Genomic DNA, 15,937 nt, shown 5'->3' with positions numbered 1-15,937 from the left:
GCGATGGCGTCAGGTGGCCTGCATCGAAACCGATATCGACCGCTATGGCGCAGCGTCGCGGAATGTTCGGTCGGAAAGGACAGCCTCAACCGCTGGATGGTGCGCGAGGGGTGGGCTGTCGCATATCGCCAGTATTCGACCGATTATGTGCCGGATGAAACCCGTGCGCGGAACGCTGCGGTGGGCATCTGGGCATCGACCTTCGACATGCCCTGGGATTGGCGGCGCGGGCTTCGGCAAAGTGAAGCCGATCCGCAGTCGCCGCATCTTCAGCGGCTGATGCAGATGGCAAAGGGCGGCTACTCCTGCAGTCCACGCAAAACCTGCGGCGCGATTGGCAGCTGCGAGGAAGCGATTTGGTATCTGAACAATTGCGGCTGGGGCGGCAAGCTGGACCGCGACAGCGACGGCGTTCCTTGCGAAAGCATGTGCTAGGCGCCGGGCCTGCCACAGCGGCGCAAAGTTCTTCGTAAGGAAAGCGACGCAGACAGCGGCCTGACGCAGAACTGCGACGCATTTTGCCGGCTCACGCATCGTTTTGTGGGAAGTTGGAGCGGGTGATGGGAATCGAACCCACGTATTCAGCTTGGAAGGCTGCTGCTCTACCATTGAGCTACACCCGCATCGCCGTTTTCCATAGGCAATCCGGCGCGGGCTTGCAAGCATCTTGGCAAGGCTTGACGCAAGCGGGGCGGCGCGGCAAGCAGTTGGCATGATCGACATCCGTCCCGTGGCCAATATCGTCGGCAAGCTGGTCATCACGCTGGGGGCGGCGATGGTGCTGCCGATGGCTGTCGATTTCTGGGCTGGCGATCCGCATTGGAAAAGCTTTCTGGAAGCCTCGATCCTGACTATGCTGGCGGGCGGGCTGATCACGCTGGCCACGCGCGATGTGCAGCGGCAGATGACGATGGAGCAGGCGTTTTTGCTGACCGCCTCGATCTGGGCGGTGCTGCCGGCGGCGGGGGCGGTCCCCTTCATGATCGGCGCGCCCGGCGCCAGCTTCACCGATGCCTATTTCGAGGCGATGTCGGGCGTCACCACCACCGGAACCACGGCCTTTCCTGATCTGGACAACCTGCCCATGGGCGTCAATTTCTGGCGGGCGTTTCTGAACTGGTTCGGCGGGCTGGGGATCATCGTCGTCGCCATGATCTTTCTGCCGGTCATGAAGGTCGGCGGCATGCAGTTCTTCAAATCCGAGGGGTTCGACACGCTGGGCAAGATCCTGCCCCGCGCCTTCGACATCGCGCGCGAGATGACATGGGTCTATATCGCGCTGACCGCCACCTGCGCCATCGTCTATATCGTCATGGGCATGAGCGGTTTCGACGCGATCGTGCTGGCGATGTCCACCTGTTCGACCGGCGGATTTTCCAATTATGACAGCAGTTTCGGACCCTATCTGGGGCCGCTGGAATATGCGGCGGCGTTTTTCATGTTCATGGCCTCGATCCCGTTCATCCGCATGGTGCAACTGGTGCGGGGCAGCGCGCAGCCGATGTGGCGCGACGTGCAGATCCGCGCCTATCTGCGCTGGACGCTGTATGCCATCGCGGCGGTCGTGGCCTATCGGCTGTTGCTGGGCGGTGCCACCGACATTGGCGAAACCCTGCGCGAGACGACGTTCAACGTGGTCTCGACCTTTTCCGGCACGGGGCTGGTCAGCAGCGATGTGACGGCATGGGGGCATTTCCCCTTTGCCATTCTGGTCGTGGTGGGGCTGATCGGAGGCTGCACCGGCTCGACCTCGTGTTCGGTCAAGGTGTTCCGCTATCTGGTGCTGATTCAGGCGGTCAAGGCGCAGTTGCGGCGGATGCAGTCGCCGCGCCGGGTCTATCCGCTGCTGTATGACGGCCGTCCGCTGAACCATGAGGTCGTCGATTCCGTCATGGCGTTCTTCACGCTGTTCATGCTGACATTCGGTCTGCTGATCGTCGGGCTGGCGATGACCGGGCTGCATCCGCGCACGGCGCTGACCGGCGCGTGGACCGCCATCGCCAATGTCGGCGTCATGTGGGGCCCCGAGCTGTCTCCCAATGGCGCGGTGAACAACCTGCCCACCGCCGCGAAATGGATGATGAGCGTGGGCATGTATGTCGGCAGGCTTGAACTGCTGACGGTGCTGGTGCTGTTCATGCCGCGCTTCTGGCGCGGCTAGTTCGCCAAGGGCGTGGCGGGGGTGTCGGGAGCCGTCTCTGCGGGCGCCGGATCCATGGCCCCCGGCGCAAAGCGCGACAGGTTGTCCGAGATTTCCGAGGCGATGCGGCGGCTTTCCTGCATGTCCTGCAAGGGCCAGATCAGCACGAAGCCCTGCGCGCGGCCATCGACCACGCGGCCCTCGGCATGGCCCACATGGGTCTGGTTGCGCCCGTCAAGGATGACGCTGCCCTGACGCACCTGCCGCACGGGCGCGGGCACCCAGCCAAGCGCGGTGACAAGCCCCGCCATGTCCAGCATCTCTTGCTGGCCGCCCGGCTGGCTGAACAGGATCAGCGCCGCGCCCGATCCATCCTTCGGGCCATAGATCGACAGCGCGCGTTCGGTGCGGTCGAATTGCAGCTTCTGCATCGGCGCGGGCAGGGCAAGGCCGGTATGGGGGTCGCGCAGCTCGGTCAGGCCGATCTGGGTGCGCCATGCGTCGCGGCGGCGGATCAGTTCGCCCATGGCCGAGGCCGGATCGGGCGAGGCGCGCAGCCGCACGATTTCATCCGCGATGGCCGCCTGCGTCATCGGGCCGTCCTTGCCGTCGATCGCGCCGTCATAATGACCGGCCCAACGCAGGGCGCGCTGCACGTCCTCCAGCGGCGGCATGACCAGCGGCATGGCGGTTTCGCCGGGTGCTGCGCCAAGTTCAGGCACCTTGCCGATGATTTCGTTCTGGCCCAGATCGGCGGCGGGCGTGACAAAGGCATCGCGCGGCACGGCTTGGGCATCCTTGAAGGCGCGCAGCCATGCCTCGCCCGTGACCTGATCCGTCGGTCCCAGCGCCACGACGAAGCGGCCATTCGGCAGCGTCCACAGACCGACATCGGGCAGGATCTCGCGCCGCTTGGCCAGCATGTCTTCGGCGGCGGCGCGGTCGGCGCTGGATTCGATGCGGATGAAGAACTGTGCCGGGGCCTCGGGCGCCTCGGGCGCGGCGGGCATGTCCGGCGCGGCGCTTTCGGGCATCTCGGGGGCAGGGGCGGTGTCCGGCGCGTCCTCGCCGGCCAGATCGGCGGTCGCGGGCTCGGCCGCGTCCGGGGCAGGCTCGGCCGCTGCCGGGAAGGTCGAGGCGCTGGCAGGCGTGGCGGCTGATTGTTCCGGCGTGGCCGCGGTGGCGGCATCCGGGTTGCCCCCCGGCACGGCGTTCAGTACGCGCCCTTCGGCAGGGGCCAGGAAGCTGTCGCCGGGCACACGGTTCTGCGCTCGCAATTCGTCCAGCCGCACCGACGCCTGTTCGCGTGGCATCGGACCAAGGGCGATGCCGGTCCAGCCATCCGACAGCGGGAAGGTCACGACATCGGGAAACTGCCCTGCCCAGTCTTGCGCGGCGGTGGCCGCGGCATCTGCGCCGCGCTTGGCTTCGATCCGGATGACCACATCTTCGGCCATGGCGGGCAACGGAAGTGCCAGTCCCGCCCCCAAGACCAGTGCAAAGCCCCGCATCAACCGTCCCTCTCATTGACCATGCGCCAGCCGATGCCTAGAAGGCGGCTGACATTTCTTTCCAGTTATGCCCAAGGAAAACCGGATGACCAGCCCCAAGGATGATCGGATAGCCCGGCCCGTCTGTTTTCAGGACGTGATCCTGCGCCTGCAATCCTACTGGGCCGCTCAGGGCTGCGCGGTGCTGCAACCCTATGACATGGAGGTGGGCGCGGGCACCTTCCACCCGGCCACCACCCTGCGGTCGCTGGGCCAGAAGCCCTGGGCTGCGGCCTATGTCCAGCCTTCGCGCCGTCCGACGGATGGGCGTTACGGCGAAAACCCGAACCGGCTGCAGCATTACTATCAGTATCAGGTCATCATCAAACCCAGCCCGCCGCAGATGCAGGAGCTGTATCTGGGCAGCCTGCGCGCCATAGGCCTTGATCCGATGATCCATGATGTGCGCTTCGTCGAGGACGACTGGGAAAGCCCGACGCTGGGCGCATGGGGCCTTGGCTGGGAGGTCTGGTGCGACGGCATGGAGGTCAGCCAGTTCACCTATTTCCAGCAGGTCGGCGGTCATGACTGCCGCCCCGTCTCGGGTGAGCTGACCTATGGGCTCGAGCGGCTGGCGATGTATGTGCTGGGCGTCGAACATGTCATGGACATGCCCTTCAACCATCCCGACAGCCCGATTCCGCTGACCTATGGCGACATCTTCAACCAGACGGAACGCGAATATTCCCGCTGGAACTTCGACGTCGCCGATACCGACATGCTGCTGCAGCATTTCAAGGATGCCGAGGCTGAATGCGACCGCATCCTGTCCGCCGCCGAAACCGACGCGGCGGGCCGGGTGATCCCCATGGCACATCCTGCCTATGATCAGGCGATCAAGGCCAGCCATCTGTTCAACCTGCTGGACGCGCGCGGCGTGATTTCTGTCACCGAACGGCAGGCTTATATCGGGCGCGTGCGGGCGCTGGCGAAACGCTGCGCGGATCTGTTCGCCACGACCCCCGCCGCCACCGGCGCGCCGCTGCCCGCCTTTCCGGCCGGTGCCTGATGGACGGGCGCATTCCCGCCATTGCCATTCTTGCCACGGCCATCGCTGCCGGGGGCGGGATGTGGTATGCGCAGGAATACGGCTTTTACGACAGGATCGACCCCTCGACGGTGCATCTGACCGTGATGCGCAACGGCGCGCCCGTGGCGCTCAGCATCGACGCGGTGCAGGCCATCGACGCGGGCAGCTCACCCATCCGCTGGCGGGCGTGTTTCCAGCTTCTGGAACCGCTGCCCGACGGGGCCGAGCCTTTCCCCGACGCCACGCCGCTGGTGCCGCCGAACTGGTTTTCCTGCTTCGATGCGGGCCGGATTCAGGCCGATCTGGCCTCTGGCGCGGCGCAAGCCTACCTCTCGCAGCCTGAAATCCGCCCCGATGTGGACCGCGTGATCGCGGTCTATCCCGACGGGCGCGCCTTCGGCTGGCACCAATTCAACGACAAGACCCCCGAACGCGGAGTAATGGACTGATGCCCGACCTTCTGATCGAGCTTTTCTCGGAAGAAATCCCGGCGCGGATGCAGGCCCGCGCGCGCGAGGATCTGAAGAAACTGGTGACCGACGGACTGGTCGGCGCGGGGCTGACCTATGCCAGCGCAGGCGCGTTCAGCACGCCGCGCCGCCTTGCCCTGACGATCGAAGGGCTGACGCCCAACAGCCCCACCACGCATGAGGAACGCAAAGGCCCCCGCACCGACGCCCCCGAGGCGGCATTGCAGGGCTTCCTGCGCTCGACCGGGCTGACCCGCGATCAGTTGACCGCCCGCGACGACAAGAAGGGGCAGGTCTGGTTCGCCCATATCCACAAGCCCGGCCGCCCGGCCGCCGAGATCGTGGCCGAGGTGCTGGCCGCCACGATCCGCGATTTCCCGTGGCCCAAGTCGATGCGCTGGGGCAGCGGCGCGCTGCGCTGGGTGCGTCCGCTGCATTCCATCATCTGCCTGCTCAGCGACGAAACCGGCGCGACCGTGGTGCCGCTGGACATCGAAGGCATCGCCTCGGGCAACAGCACGCGCGGCCACCGCTTCATGGCCCCCGATGCCGTCACGGTGTCCGGCTTTGACGACTATGCCGCCAAACTGCGCCGCGCCCGCGTCATGCTGGACAGCGCCGAGCGCGAGGCCGCCATTCGTCAGGAAGCCGCAAATCTCGCCTTCGCCCGTGGCTGGGAGATCGTCGCCGATGACGGTCTGCTGACCGAGGTGGCGGGGCTGGTCGAATGGCCCGTGCCGCTGATGGGCGCCATCGAGGACCGCTTTCTGTCCCTGCCGCCCGAGGTGCTGCAGACCTCGATGAAGGAACACCAGAAGTTCTTCTCGGCCCGCAACCCCAAGACGGGCCGGATCGAGGGCTTCGTGACCGTCGCCAATATCGACACGCCCGATCACGGCGAAACGATCCTGAAAGGCAACCAGCGCGTGCTAGCGGCCCGGCTGTCCGACGCGGCCTTTTTCTGGGACAACGACCTGCGCGAGGCGCGCGCGGGCATGCAGGACTGGGCCGAGGGCCTGAAATCCGTGACCTTCCAAAGCAAGCTGGGATCGCAAGCAGACCGGATCCAGCGCATCGCCGCACTGGCGCGCGAGATCGCGCCGCTGGTGGGCGCAGATCCCGATCAGGCCGATCAGGCCGCGCGCATCGCGAAACTGGACCTGCGCTCGGCGATGGTCGGTGAATTCCCGGAATTGCAGGGCACGATGGGCCGCTACTACGCCTTGCAGGCGGGCCATGCCGATGCCGTGGCCGACGCCGCCCGCGACCATTATTCGCCGCTGGGCCCGTCTGACGCCGTGCCCTCGGCCCCGGTCTCGGTCGCGGTGGCGCTGGCCGACAAGCTGGACACGCTGACCGGCTTCTGGGCCATCGACGAAAAGCCCACCGGGTCCAAGGACCCCTTCGCGCTCCGCCGCGCCGCGCTGGGGGTGATCCGGCTGGTGCTGGGGAATGGGGTGCGGGTTGGGTTGCTCGATACGATCAGCACCGGCAGTCAAGGCCATGGAATCGTCCGTGATGATCGCGATCAGAGCGATTATTCCAAGATTGCCGAGGCAACCGACCTCCTCACCTTCTTCCACGACCGCCTCAAGGTGTTCCTGAAAGATCAGGGCATCCGCCACGACATCATCGACGCGGCCATCGCCATGCCCGGCAATGACGATCTCGTTCTGCTGGTCAACCGCGCCACCGCACTGAACGAAACGCTGAAAACCGAAAACGGCGCTAACCTGCTGCAAGGCCTGAAACGCGCCAGCAACATCCTCGCGCAGGCCGAAGAAAAGGACGGCGTGGAATACTCCTATGGCGCCGATCCGAAATTCGCCGAAACCGATCAGGAACGCGCACTGTTTGCTGCACTGGACCGTGCCGAGCCGGCGATCCGCGAAGCCGTCAAGCATAACAATTTTGAGGCCGCGACCCAAGGTATCGCCACATTGCGCGGCCCCATCGACGCCTTCATCGATGCGGTCCAGATTAATGCCGACAACCAGATCACGCGGCGCAACCGCCTGAACCTTCTGTCGCGCATCCGCGAAACCGGCCGCCTCATCGCCGATTTCAACCGCATCGAGGGCTAGGCCGGCTTCTTCGTTCCGAAAATACTCCGGGGGTGTGGGGGCAGAGCCCCCATCCTTTGCCGCACTTGCACGATCAACCCACCCGTGCCTAATCTGACGCCAGCATGTCCGCCCTGACCGAACCCGATGCGATCGTCCACATCACCCCCTCGGCGGGGGTGCAGGTCGTCAGGCATGGCTGGCGCGCGAAATGCCTGCAACGGCTGGTGCGCATGGAACTGCCCGTGCCGACCAGCTTCGCCTTCTCGGCCGATGCGGTGCGGGCCATCGGCAATGGCCAGACCCCGGACCGGGCCCGCCTGTCCAGCATTATCGGCGGCGCCGACGGGCTGGTCAGCGTGCGCCCCTCGGCGGTCAATCCGGCATGGGGCGGGCCAAACACGGTGCTGAATGTCGGCATCAACCACGAATGCCACGCCAGACTGGCCGAAAAACGCGGCAAGGCGGCGGCGGATGCGATCTATCTGGGCTTCGTGCAATCCTATGCCATCCATGTCGCCCGGCTGGATCCGGACATGTTTTCCGACAGCGATGGCGGGCTGAAAGCCGCGCTGGACGCCTATAAAAGCGAAACCGACGAGGAATTCCCCCAGGATCCCGCCCGGCAATTGTCCGAGGTGCTGCGCAGCATGGCCCGCGCCTGGGACGGGCCGACCGCGCGGCTGCTGCGTCAGGCCAAGGGCGCACCGGCGCAGGCCCCCTTGGGGCTGATCGTGCAGGACATGGCGCTGGCGCTGGGGCCGGGGGTGACGGGCTCGGGCTCGATCCAGCTGATCGACAGCACCACCGGCACGCCGCGCATCACCGGGCGCTTTCGCGGCCAGACGCAGGGCCGCGCCCGTGGCAAGGATGCCGAGACGCTGTATCTGACCCGCGACCCGCGCGGCCCCTCGCTGGAAGAAGCCGCCCCCGAGGTCTTTGCCGATCTGGTGCGGTACGGCGTCGCCGCCCGCGAACGCCTGCGCGAAGAGATGCAGGTGGAATTCGTCGTCTCGGACAGCCAGCTGTCCATCATCGACGCGGTGCGCGTGCAGCGCTCATCCCGCGCCAGCGTGCGCATCGCGGTGGCGCTGGCGCGCGACGGCATCATCCCGCCCGAAGAAGCCGTCATGCGGGTCGAACCGCGCGTGCTGTCGGACCTGCTGCATTATCAGGTCGATCCCAGCGCGCCGCGCGACATCATCACGCGCGGCATCAATGCCAGCCCCGGCGCCGCCACCGGCCGCATCGTCTTTTCCGCCACGGCCGCGCAGGCCGCCGAGGCGCGGGGCGACCGCGCCGTGCTGGTGCGGCGCGAAACCGTGCCGGAGGACATTCGCGGCATGCACGCCGCCGTCGCGGTGCTGACCGAACGCGGCGGCATGACCAGCCATGCGGCGGTGATTGCGCGCGGCATCGGCCTGCCCTGCATCGTGGGCGCCAGCGGCATCTCGATCGACAGCCGCGCGCGCACCCTGCGCTCGGGCGGGCGCGAATTTCACGAGGGCGACGAGATCACCATCGACGGCACCTCGGGCGAGGTGCTGGCGGGCGCGGCCGAAATGCTGGAACCGGCGCTGGACGACAGCTTCAACCAGCTTCTGGACTGGGCCGACGAACAATCCAGCATCCGCATCCGCGCCAATGCCGACACGCCCGAAGACGCCCGCACCGCGCGGCGCTTCAACGCGCAGGGCATCGGGCTGTGCCGCACCGAGCATATGTTCTTCGATGACGAACGCCTGCCCGCCATGCGCGAGATGATCTTTGCCGACAAATCCGAAGATCGCCGCCTGTCGCTGGACCGCCTGCTGCCGATGCAGCGCGGCGATTTTGTCGAGCTGTTCAAGATCATGGCCGGGCTGCCGTTAACGATCCGCCTGTTCGACCCGCCGCTGCACGAATTCCTGCCGCATGACCGCGAAGGCATGCGGGCCCTGGCGGAATCGCTGGATCTGCCCTTGTCCGACGTGACGCGCCGGGTCGAGTCGCTGACCGAATTCAATCCCATGCTGGGGCTGCGCGGCGTGCGTCTGGGCATCACCATCCCCGAAATCTATGACATGCAGGCCCGCGCCATCTTCGAGGCCACCATCGAGGCCAGCCGCAACGGCGATCCCGTCGTCCCCGAGATCATGATCCCGCTGGTCAGCGCCCGGCGCGAGGTCGAGCTGGTCAAGACCCGCATCGATGCCGTGGCCGCCGCCGTCAGAAACGAAACCCGCACCGATTTCGCCTATCGTCTGGGCGTCATGGTCGAAACGCCGCGCGCGGCGCTGCGCGCGGGCGATATCGTCCAGCACGCGGCCTTTCTGTCCTTCGGCACGAACGATCTGACGCAGATGACCTATGGGCTGTCGCGCGACGATGCCGGGCGGTTCATGGGCACCTATGTCGGGCAGGGCGTCTATGCCGAAGACCCGTTCCACATCCTTGACCGCGACGGGGTGGGCGAGCTTGTGGCCATCGGCACCGAACGCGCCCGCAAGCAGGCCCCCGACATCACGATCTCGGTTTGCGGCGAACATGGCGGCAATCCCGAATCCATCGCATTTTGTCTGCGCGCGGGGGTGAACTATGTCTCATGCTCGCCCTTCCGTGTGCCTGTCGCACGGCTGGCAGCGGCGCAGGAATCAGTGCTGATCCGGCGCGAGTCGCTGGAATATGACGCCGCGGCGCAGTCGTAGGCCAATGGCCATTTGGCCGAAACCCGCCCGTTAACGAAATCACTGTCGGCGGCTTTCCGCTTAAATCATTCGTTTTCCTGCCATTTTTCGCGATCACGCCTAAGTGGGGTAGATCGCCGGAACCGCTTGCGGCCCATTGCACGCCAGAACAGGCCTTGGATGGCTGTAACAAACGACCCGGGACAGTGAACCTTCGTACCCAGTTGAACAGGACCAAAATGTCGAAACCAACGTCATGGTTGGCGCGCGTTTCTGTGTGTGTTGCTCTTGCGCTTCCTGCCGTCGCAGCCGCACCGGCACTGGCAGATACCCAGCAGCGCGTGACCTACAAGACCAGCGCCGCCGCACCCGCCGCGACGCCGAATGTCAGCAATACCGATCTGCAATGCCTTTCCGAAGCTCTGTACTTCGAGGCCCGCGGCGAAGGCTCGCAGGGCCAGCGCGCGGTGGCCGAGGTCATTCTGAACCGCGTCGATCATCCGCGCTTTCCGAAAACCGTCTGCGGCGTCGTGAACCAAAGCGGGCAATTCACCTATAAGAAGGGCCGCATCCGCGAGCGTGGCGCCTATGCCCGCGCCCAGCAGATCGCCAAGGCCGCACTTCAGGGTGCGCCGCGCAATCTGACCGATGGCGCGACCTATTTCCACACGCCCGCCGTCAAGCCGAAATGGTCGCGCAAGTTCGAGCGCACGGCCCGCATCGGCAGCCACATCTTCTATCGCTCGGAACAGCGGCTGGCGTCGAACTGACGCAAATATGCCGATGCTCCTGCGGCCCTGTCCCTTGCGGCGGGGCCGTTTTCCTGTGAGATGGGCCCATGGACCAGCCTGACCGTATCCACCTGCGCGATTACATCGTTTCGGCCGAAATAGGGGCGTTCCAGACCGAACGGGGTCAGGAACAGCGCCTGCGTTTCAACATTCAGGTCGAACTGGCCACTCATGTCGTCGGCGTCGACGATGAGGTGGACCGCATCCTGTCCTATGACATCCTGACCGGAGCCGTGGCGGCGGGGCTGGCCGATCGCCGCTATGATCTGCTGGAAACGCTGGCCGAAAAGATCGCCGCGCAGGTGCTGGCGCATCCGCGTGCGGCGCAGGTCAGCGTCACGGTCGAAAAGCTGGACCGCATCCCCGGCGCGCTTGGCGTCACGCTGAGCCGCCGTCAGGCGCGGGTGGCAGCGGACGCGACGGCGGCGCAGTTGCGGGTGATCTTTCACGGCACCGAATTCCCGCTGCCCGCCGGTGGCGTGGCGCTGGTTCCCGATGCGCCGGGCCTGCCGCTGCCGCAGGGCGGCAACCCGCGCGAGGTCGAGCTTCTGGCGCTGGATCAGGCGGCATGGGCGCTGGCAGGCCATCTTGGCCTGACCGTCGCCGCCACGCAGACAGAACTGGAATGGGCCGCGACCGAAGGCCGCGCCGTGGTCTGGGCACCCGCCCGCATGGTGCGCGACGTGGCGGGTCTGCCCTCGGACCCGCATGTGCTGGCGCTGTGGCTGGCCGACCGGCTGCAGGCCAGCCAATTGGACTGGGCCCTGCCCAAGGCGGCGGACCTGCCTGCGGTTCCGAACGGCTACCGGATCCCGACGGGCCGGATTTAAGCCCTCTTGCATCGCAGCGTGCCGCGCGGATGATGCGCCAAGCCGGTCAGGACCACCATGGAACACAGCTATTACCGCCCGATCCCGACCGAACATGGCCGCTGGCAACTTGCCGGAGGCTGGGTCCGCTTTTCGCAATTCGAGCAGTTGCAGCGGGGTGCGCCGCCCCGGATCGTGGACAGCGCCCCCGATGCGGTCATGGCCGCCCTGACCGCGCCGCGCGCGCCGGTCATGGGGCTGGCGATGGAACGCCCGCAGATCATGGGCATCGTCAACGCCACACCTGACAGCTTTTCCGATGGCGGCGCCTATGACGGGCTGGACCATGCGCGCAGGCTGATCGCCAAAGGTGCCGCCATCGTCGATATCGGCGGCGAATCCACCCGGCCCGGCGCGCTGGAGGTGGCATCGCCCGATGAAATCGCCCGCATCATCCCGGTGATCAAGGGGGCAAGGGGGCAGGCCGCCATCTCGGTCGATACGCGCAAGGCCGATGTGGCACGCGCCGCCGTCGCGGCGGGGGCGGGGCTGGTCAACGATGTCTCGGGGCTGGACCATGATCCGGGCATGGCCGCTGCCGTGGCGCAGATGGGCGTGGCGCTGTGCATCATGCATGCGCAGGGCGTGCCGGAAACCATGCAGGACAATCCCAGCTATGGCGATGTGCTGCTGGATGTCTATGACGCGATCAAGCTGCGGATCGACTGCGCCATGGCGGCGGGCATCCCGCGCAACCGCATCGTGATCGACCCGGGCATTGGTTTCGGCAAATCGCAGGCGCATAATCTGGCGATCCTGCGGCGGATCTCGGTCTATCATGGACTGGGCTGTGCCGTGCTGCTGGGCGTGTCACGCAAGCGCTTCATCGGCGCGATCGGCGGGGCTGAACGCGCGGCGGACCGTGCGGCGGGCACGCTGGCCGTCACACTGGCCGGGGTCGCGCAGGGCATACAGATCCACCGCGTCCATGACGTGGCAGACACAAGACAAGGCCTCGCGTTGTGGCGCGCAGTGGCAGGAGAGGGCGAATGAGCAGGAAGCTTTTCGGGACAGACGGCGTGCGCGGACGCGCCAACACCTATCCCATGACCGCCGAGATGGCGCTGCGCCTTGGCGCCGCCGCCGGGCGCTATTTCCGCAGGAAGGGCGAGGACCGCCACCGTGTCGTGATTGGCAAGGATACGCGGCTGTCGGGCTATATGCTGGAAAACGCCCTGACGGCCGGGCTGACCAGCACCGGCATGAACGTGCTGCTGCTGGGGCCTGTGCCGACGCCTGCGGTGGGGTTTTTGACCCGCTCGATGCGGGCGGATGTGGGGATCATGATCTCGGCCAGCCACAACCCGGCGGCGGATAACGGCATCAAGTTCTTCGGCCCGGACGGCTTCAAGCTGTCCGATGAGGCCGAGGCCGAAATCGAGGCCATCGTCGCCAGCGAGATCGAGCCCGCGCAGCCGCAGAATATCGGCCGCGCGCGCCGCATCGACGATGGGCGCGGGCGCTATGTCGAATATGCCAAGACCACATTCCCGGCGGGGCAACGGCTGAACGGGCTGAAGGTGGTGATCGACTGCGCCAATGGTGCTGCCTATCGCGCTGCCCCGGATGTGTTGTGGGAACTGGGCGCCGAGGTCATCCCGCTGGGCGTGCATCCCGATGGCTACAACATCAATGACGGCGTCGGCTCGACCCACCCTCAGGCCTGCGCCAAGGCGGTGCTCGAGCACGGGGCGGATCTGGGCATCAGCCTGGACGGCGATGCCGACCGGGTGATGATCATCGACGAAACGGGACAGGTGGCGGATGGCGACCAGCTGATGGCTCTGCTGGCGGGCCGCTGGGCCGAACAGGGCCGGTTGCGCGGCGGCGCGCTGGTTGCCACGGTGATGTCCAATCTGGGCCTTGAGCGCTATCTGCAAGGCCGCGGCCTGCGGCTGGAACGCACCGCGGTGGGCGATCGCTATGTGGTCGAACGGATGCGCGGGGCGGGCTTCAACCTTGGCGGCGAACAATCCGGCCATATCGTCATGACCGATTATGCCACCACCGGCGACGGGCTGATCGCTGGCCTGCAATTCCTTGCGGCGCTGGCCGATGGCGGCAAACGCGCCTCGGAACTGGTGACGCAATTCCAGCCGGTGCCGCAGATGCTGAAGAACGTGCGCTATGCCGCAGGGGCAGATCCGCTGTCCGCCGATGCGGTGAAGGCCGAGATCGCCCGGGCCGAGGCGCGGCTGCACGGATCGGGCCGGGTGCTGATCCGGAAATCCGGCACCGAACCCCTGATCCGCGTCATGGCCGAGGCCGAGGACGAGCACATGCTGCGCGAAGTCGTGGACGGCATCGTCGCCGCCGTGGAGAAAGCCGCCTGAGCCGCTGGCCGCCCATGCCGGGTTCGGATCGCAGGGCCCGGTTTCTCTGTTCTACAAATACTCAAAGGACATCGCCGCTGGCGCCGTCGCATGAGTATTTGAGGAACAGAGAAACGCTCAGCCCTGAGCCGCGATGCTCGTCGGATCGTAATCGTAAAGCCAGGCAAAGCGTTCGATCAGCAAACCCGGCGTCAGGGTCGAGATGGCGCGCAGGCCCGCATGTGCGACGGCGCGGGTCGGGCCGCGCATGTGATAGTTTCGGGCATTGCCATTCGCGGCTGCGACGATGCGCTGGCATCTGGGTTGGCGCAGCGACTGGAAGCGGGCCAGCGCCTCAGCCATTGGCGCGCGGGCAAGGCAGTCTGCAAGGATCCATGCATCCTCGATCGCCATCACCGCGCCTTGCGCCATGAAGGGCAGGGTGGGATGTGCCGCATCACCGATCAGGACCAATGCCGGGCCGTCGCTGGCCGGGCGCTGCCAATGTGCGGCGACCGGGTGGCGAAAGAGGCCCCACAGGCTGACCTGTTGCACCTGCGCCAGCCAGCCCGGCACCGGCCCGCCGAAGTGGGCAAATGCGGCACGCAGCTCGGTCGGATCTCCGGGGTGGGACCAGCCTTCGTCATGCCAGTCCGGACGTTCCACCACCGCGACGATATTGCGCAGGCCCTTGGCCAGCGGATAGCTGACCAGATGCCGCCCCGGTCCCATGAAGACCTGACTTGCCGGGGCCGCGCCGGGTTCTGATGGGATCAGCGCACGCCATGCGGTCTGCTTGGTGAAAAACGGCGTTTCGGGGCCGTTCAGGCGCGGACGGATGCGGCTTTTGATGCCATCCGCGCCGATGACCAGATCGGCCTTTGGCAGATCCGTCACCTCATGGCCCAGCGTGATCTGCGCCCCCGCCGCGCACGCTGCATCGGCCAGCAACTCGATCAGCCTTGCACGATGCACCAGCCGGAAGCGGTCCTGCGGGCGATACTTCGCCAGATCCAGCCGCGACACCAGACGCCCGGCCGTGTCGAAAAGCTCGACCCGCTGGGACGGGGCCGAGATCGCTTCAAGCTGCGGCCATAATCCCAGCGCGTCGATCACGCGCAGGGCATTCGGGGAAAGCTGCAAGCCCGCGCCGGTCTCCTCAAGCGCGGGGGCGCGTTCCAAGACCGTCACCTGCGCGCCATGACGCGCAAGCGCGCAGGCGGCGGTCAGCCCGGCGATGCCTGCGCCAATAATGCTGATCGAAGATGCGCCAAGACCGGTCATCGCGTCTTGTCCATGCGGACCCAATGCGAAGGACGGGGCCGGAACAGGCCCCGCCATGCCGCCATTCCCGCGATCAATCGTCGCGGTGGACGCGTTCGCGCCGCTCGTGCTTTTCCTGCGCTTCCAGCGTCATGGTCGCGATCGGGCGGGCATCCAGCCGCTTGAGGCTGATCGGCTCGCCCGTCATTTCGCAATAACCGTAATCGCCGGTTTCGATGCGGCGCAGCGCCGAATCGATCTTGCTGACCAGCTTGCGCTGCCGGTCACGCGTGCGCAGCTCCAGTGAGCGGTCGGTTTCCTCGGAGGCGCGGTCGGCCAGATCGGGCACGTTGCGCGCGCTTTCCTGCAGACCCTCCAGCGTCTCGGCGGACTGGTCGAGCAATTCCTGTTTCCAGGCAATCAATTTGCGCCGGAAATATTCCAGCTGCATGTCATTCATAAAGGGTTCGTCTTCGGCGGGACGGTAATCTTCGGGCAGAAAGGTCTGGGCTTTCATCGGTCCTCCGGGAGCCGGGCGCCTGTATGCCAGCTCCGTGCCGCCCGCATAAAGGATGGTGCGGGCTTTGTCACTATGCCTTTCCTGCTAGGTTTGGATGCTGCGCTTGCACGGCATCACCTGCGCAATTAGGCTTTCGGGCAGTGTCCCAACACATGGTGTAGGAGGCCGCGCGCGGAGCCTTCGGCGTAGCGCAGCGCGCGGCCGTTGGTGACGCTGGCGGTCACCGTCGATCTTCGGACAAGTTTCGGGTTGCGAGACCTTGA

General features: G+C 66.3%; 13 protein-coding genes and 1 tRNA gene. 10 read left to right on the top strand and 4 right to left on the bottom strand.

Annotated features, from left to right (window positions below; all coding sequences use genetic code 11):
- Positions 1 to 3: 3 nt before the first annotated feature.
- Complete coding sequence (locus tag GL284_RS00070; protein ID WP_196217070.1) at positions 4 to 435, top strand: excalibur calcium-binding domain-containing protein; 432 nt, start codon at positions 4 to 6, stop codon at positions 433 to 435.
- A 114-nt stretch (positions 436 to 549) separates the two neighbouring features.
- Here the strand turns inward: GL284_RS00070 and GL284_RS00065 are convergent.
- Positions 550 to 623: transfer RNA gene (locus GL284_RS00065), tRNA-Gly, on the bottom strand.
- A gap of 89 nt (positions 624 to 712) precedes the next feature.
- Between GL284_RS00065 and GL284_RS00060 the strand changes: the two genes are divergently transcribed.
- The gene (locus tag GL284_RS00060; RefSeq protein WP_155042613.1) at positions 713 to 2,161 is read left to right on the top strand and encodes a TrkH family potassium uptake protein; all 1,449 of its coding nucleotides are present in this window, start codon (positions 713 to 715) and stop codon (positions 2,159 to 2,161) included.
- Here GL284_RS00060 and GL284_RS00055 read toward each other — a convergent pair.
- Positions 2,158 to 3,651 carry a peptidoglycan-binding domain-containing protein gene (locus GL284_RS00055; RefSeq protein ID WP_155042612.1) on the bottom strand — a complete coding sequence of 498 codons (1,494 nt, stop codon included), beginning with the start codon at positions 3,649 to 3,651 and terminating at the stop codon, positions 2,158 to 2,160. The two genes, GL284_RS00060 and GL284_RS00055, sit on opposite strands and share 4 nt — an antisense overlap.
- An 85-nt stretch (positions 3,652 to 3,736) precedes the next feature.
- Between GL284_RS00055 and GL284_RS00050 the strand changes: the two genes are divergently transcribed.
- From GL284_RS00050 to glmM, 8 genes are all read left to right on the top strand, one after another.
- The gene (locus GL284_RS00050; RefSeq protein WP_155042611.1) at positions 3,737 to 4,699 is read left to right on the top strand and encodes a glycine--tRNA ligase subunit alpha; all 963 of its coding nucleotides are present in this window, start codon (positions 3,737 to 3,739) and stop codon (positions 4,697 to 4,699) included.
- Complete coding sequence (locus tag GL284_RS00045; RefSeq protein ID WP_155042610.1) at positions 4,699 to 5,169, top strand: DUF6446 family protein; 471 nt, start codon at positions 4,699 to 4,701, stop codon at positions 5,167 to 5,169. Before GL284_RS00050 ends, GL284_RS00045 begins: the two co-directional genes overlap by 1 nt.
- On the top strand, positions 5,169 to 7,274 hold the full coding sequence (gene glyS / locus GL284_RS00040) for a glycine--tRNA ligase subunit beta (RefSeq protein ID WP_155042609.1): 2,106 nt from the start codon (positions 5,169 to 5,171) through the stop codon (positions 7,272 to 7,274). Before GL284_RS00045 ends, glyS begins: the two co-directional genes overlap by 1 nt.
- A 104-nt stretch (positions 7,275 to 7,378) precedes the next feature.
- A complete protein-coding gene (locus tag GL284_RS00035; protein ID WP_155042608.1) occupies positions 7,379 to 9,940 on the top strand; it encodes a putative PEP-binding protein in 2,562 nt (853 codons plus the stop codon).
- 320 nt (positions 9,941 to 10,260) lie between these two features.
- Positions 10,261 to 10,689, top strand: coding sequence for a cell wall hydrolase (locus GL284_RS00030; RefSeq protein WP_341870529.1), 429 nt, complete (start codon positions 10,261 to 10,263; stop codon positions 10,687 to 10,689).
- 68 nt (positions 10,690 to 10,757) lie between these two features.
- Complete coding sequence (locus GL284_RS00025; RefSeq protein ID WP_155042606.1) at positions 10,758 to 11,540, top strand: dihydroneopterin aldolase; 783 nt, start codon at positions 10,758 to 10,760, stop codon at positions 11,538 to 11,540.
- Between the two features lie 57 nt (positions 11,541 to 11,597).
- The gene (gene folP / locus GL284_RS00020; protein WP_155042605.1) at positions 11,598 to 12,572 is read left to right on the top strand and encodes a dihydropteroate synthase; all 975 of its coding nucleotides are present in this window, start codon (positions 11,598 to 11,600) and stop codon (positions 12,570 to 12,572) included.
- A complete protein-coding gene (gene glmM, locus GL284_RS00015) occupies positions 12,569 to 13,912 on the top strand; it encodes a phosphoglucosamine mutase (RefSeq protein WP_155042604.1) in 1,344 nt (447 codons plus the stop codon). Before folP ends, glmM begins: the two co-directional genes overlap by 4 nt.
- A gap of 117 nt (positions 13,913 to 14,029) precedes the next feature.
- Here glmM and GL284_RS00010 read toward each other — a convergent pair whose 3' ends face one another.
- Positions 14,030 to 15,175, bottom strand: coding sequence for an FAD-dependent oxidoreductase (locus tag GL284_RS00010; protein ID WP_155042603.1), 1,146 nt, complete (start codon positions 15,173 to 15,175; stop codon positions 14,030 to 14,032).
- A gap of 73 nt (positions 15,176 to 15,248) precedes the next feature.
- Positions 15,249 to 15,671, bottom strand: a complete 423-nt coding sequence (gene dksA, locus GL284_RS00005; protein WP_155042602.1) for an RNA polymerase-binding protein DksA — start codon at positions 15,669 to 15,671, stop codon at positions 15,249 to 15,251.
- Positions 15,672 to 15,937: the final 266 nt, after the last annotated feature.

This window comes from Paracoccus shanxieyensis, assembly GCF_009711265.1.
GTDB classification, from domain to species: Bacteria; Pseudomonadota; Alphaproteobacteria; order Rhodobacterales; family Rhodobacteraceae; genus Paracoccus; species Paracoccus shanxieyensis.
Note: the sequence above shows the minus strand (reverse complement) of the source record. Positions and strands in the feature narration are given on the sequence as shown.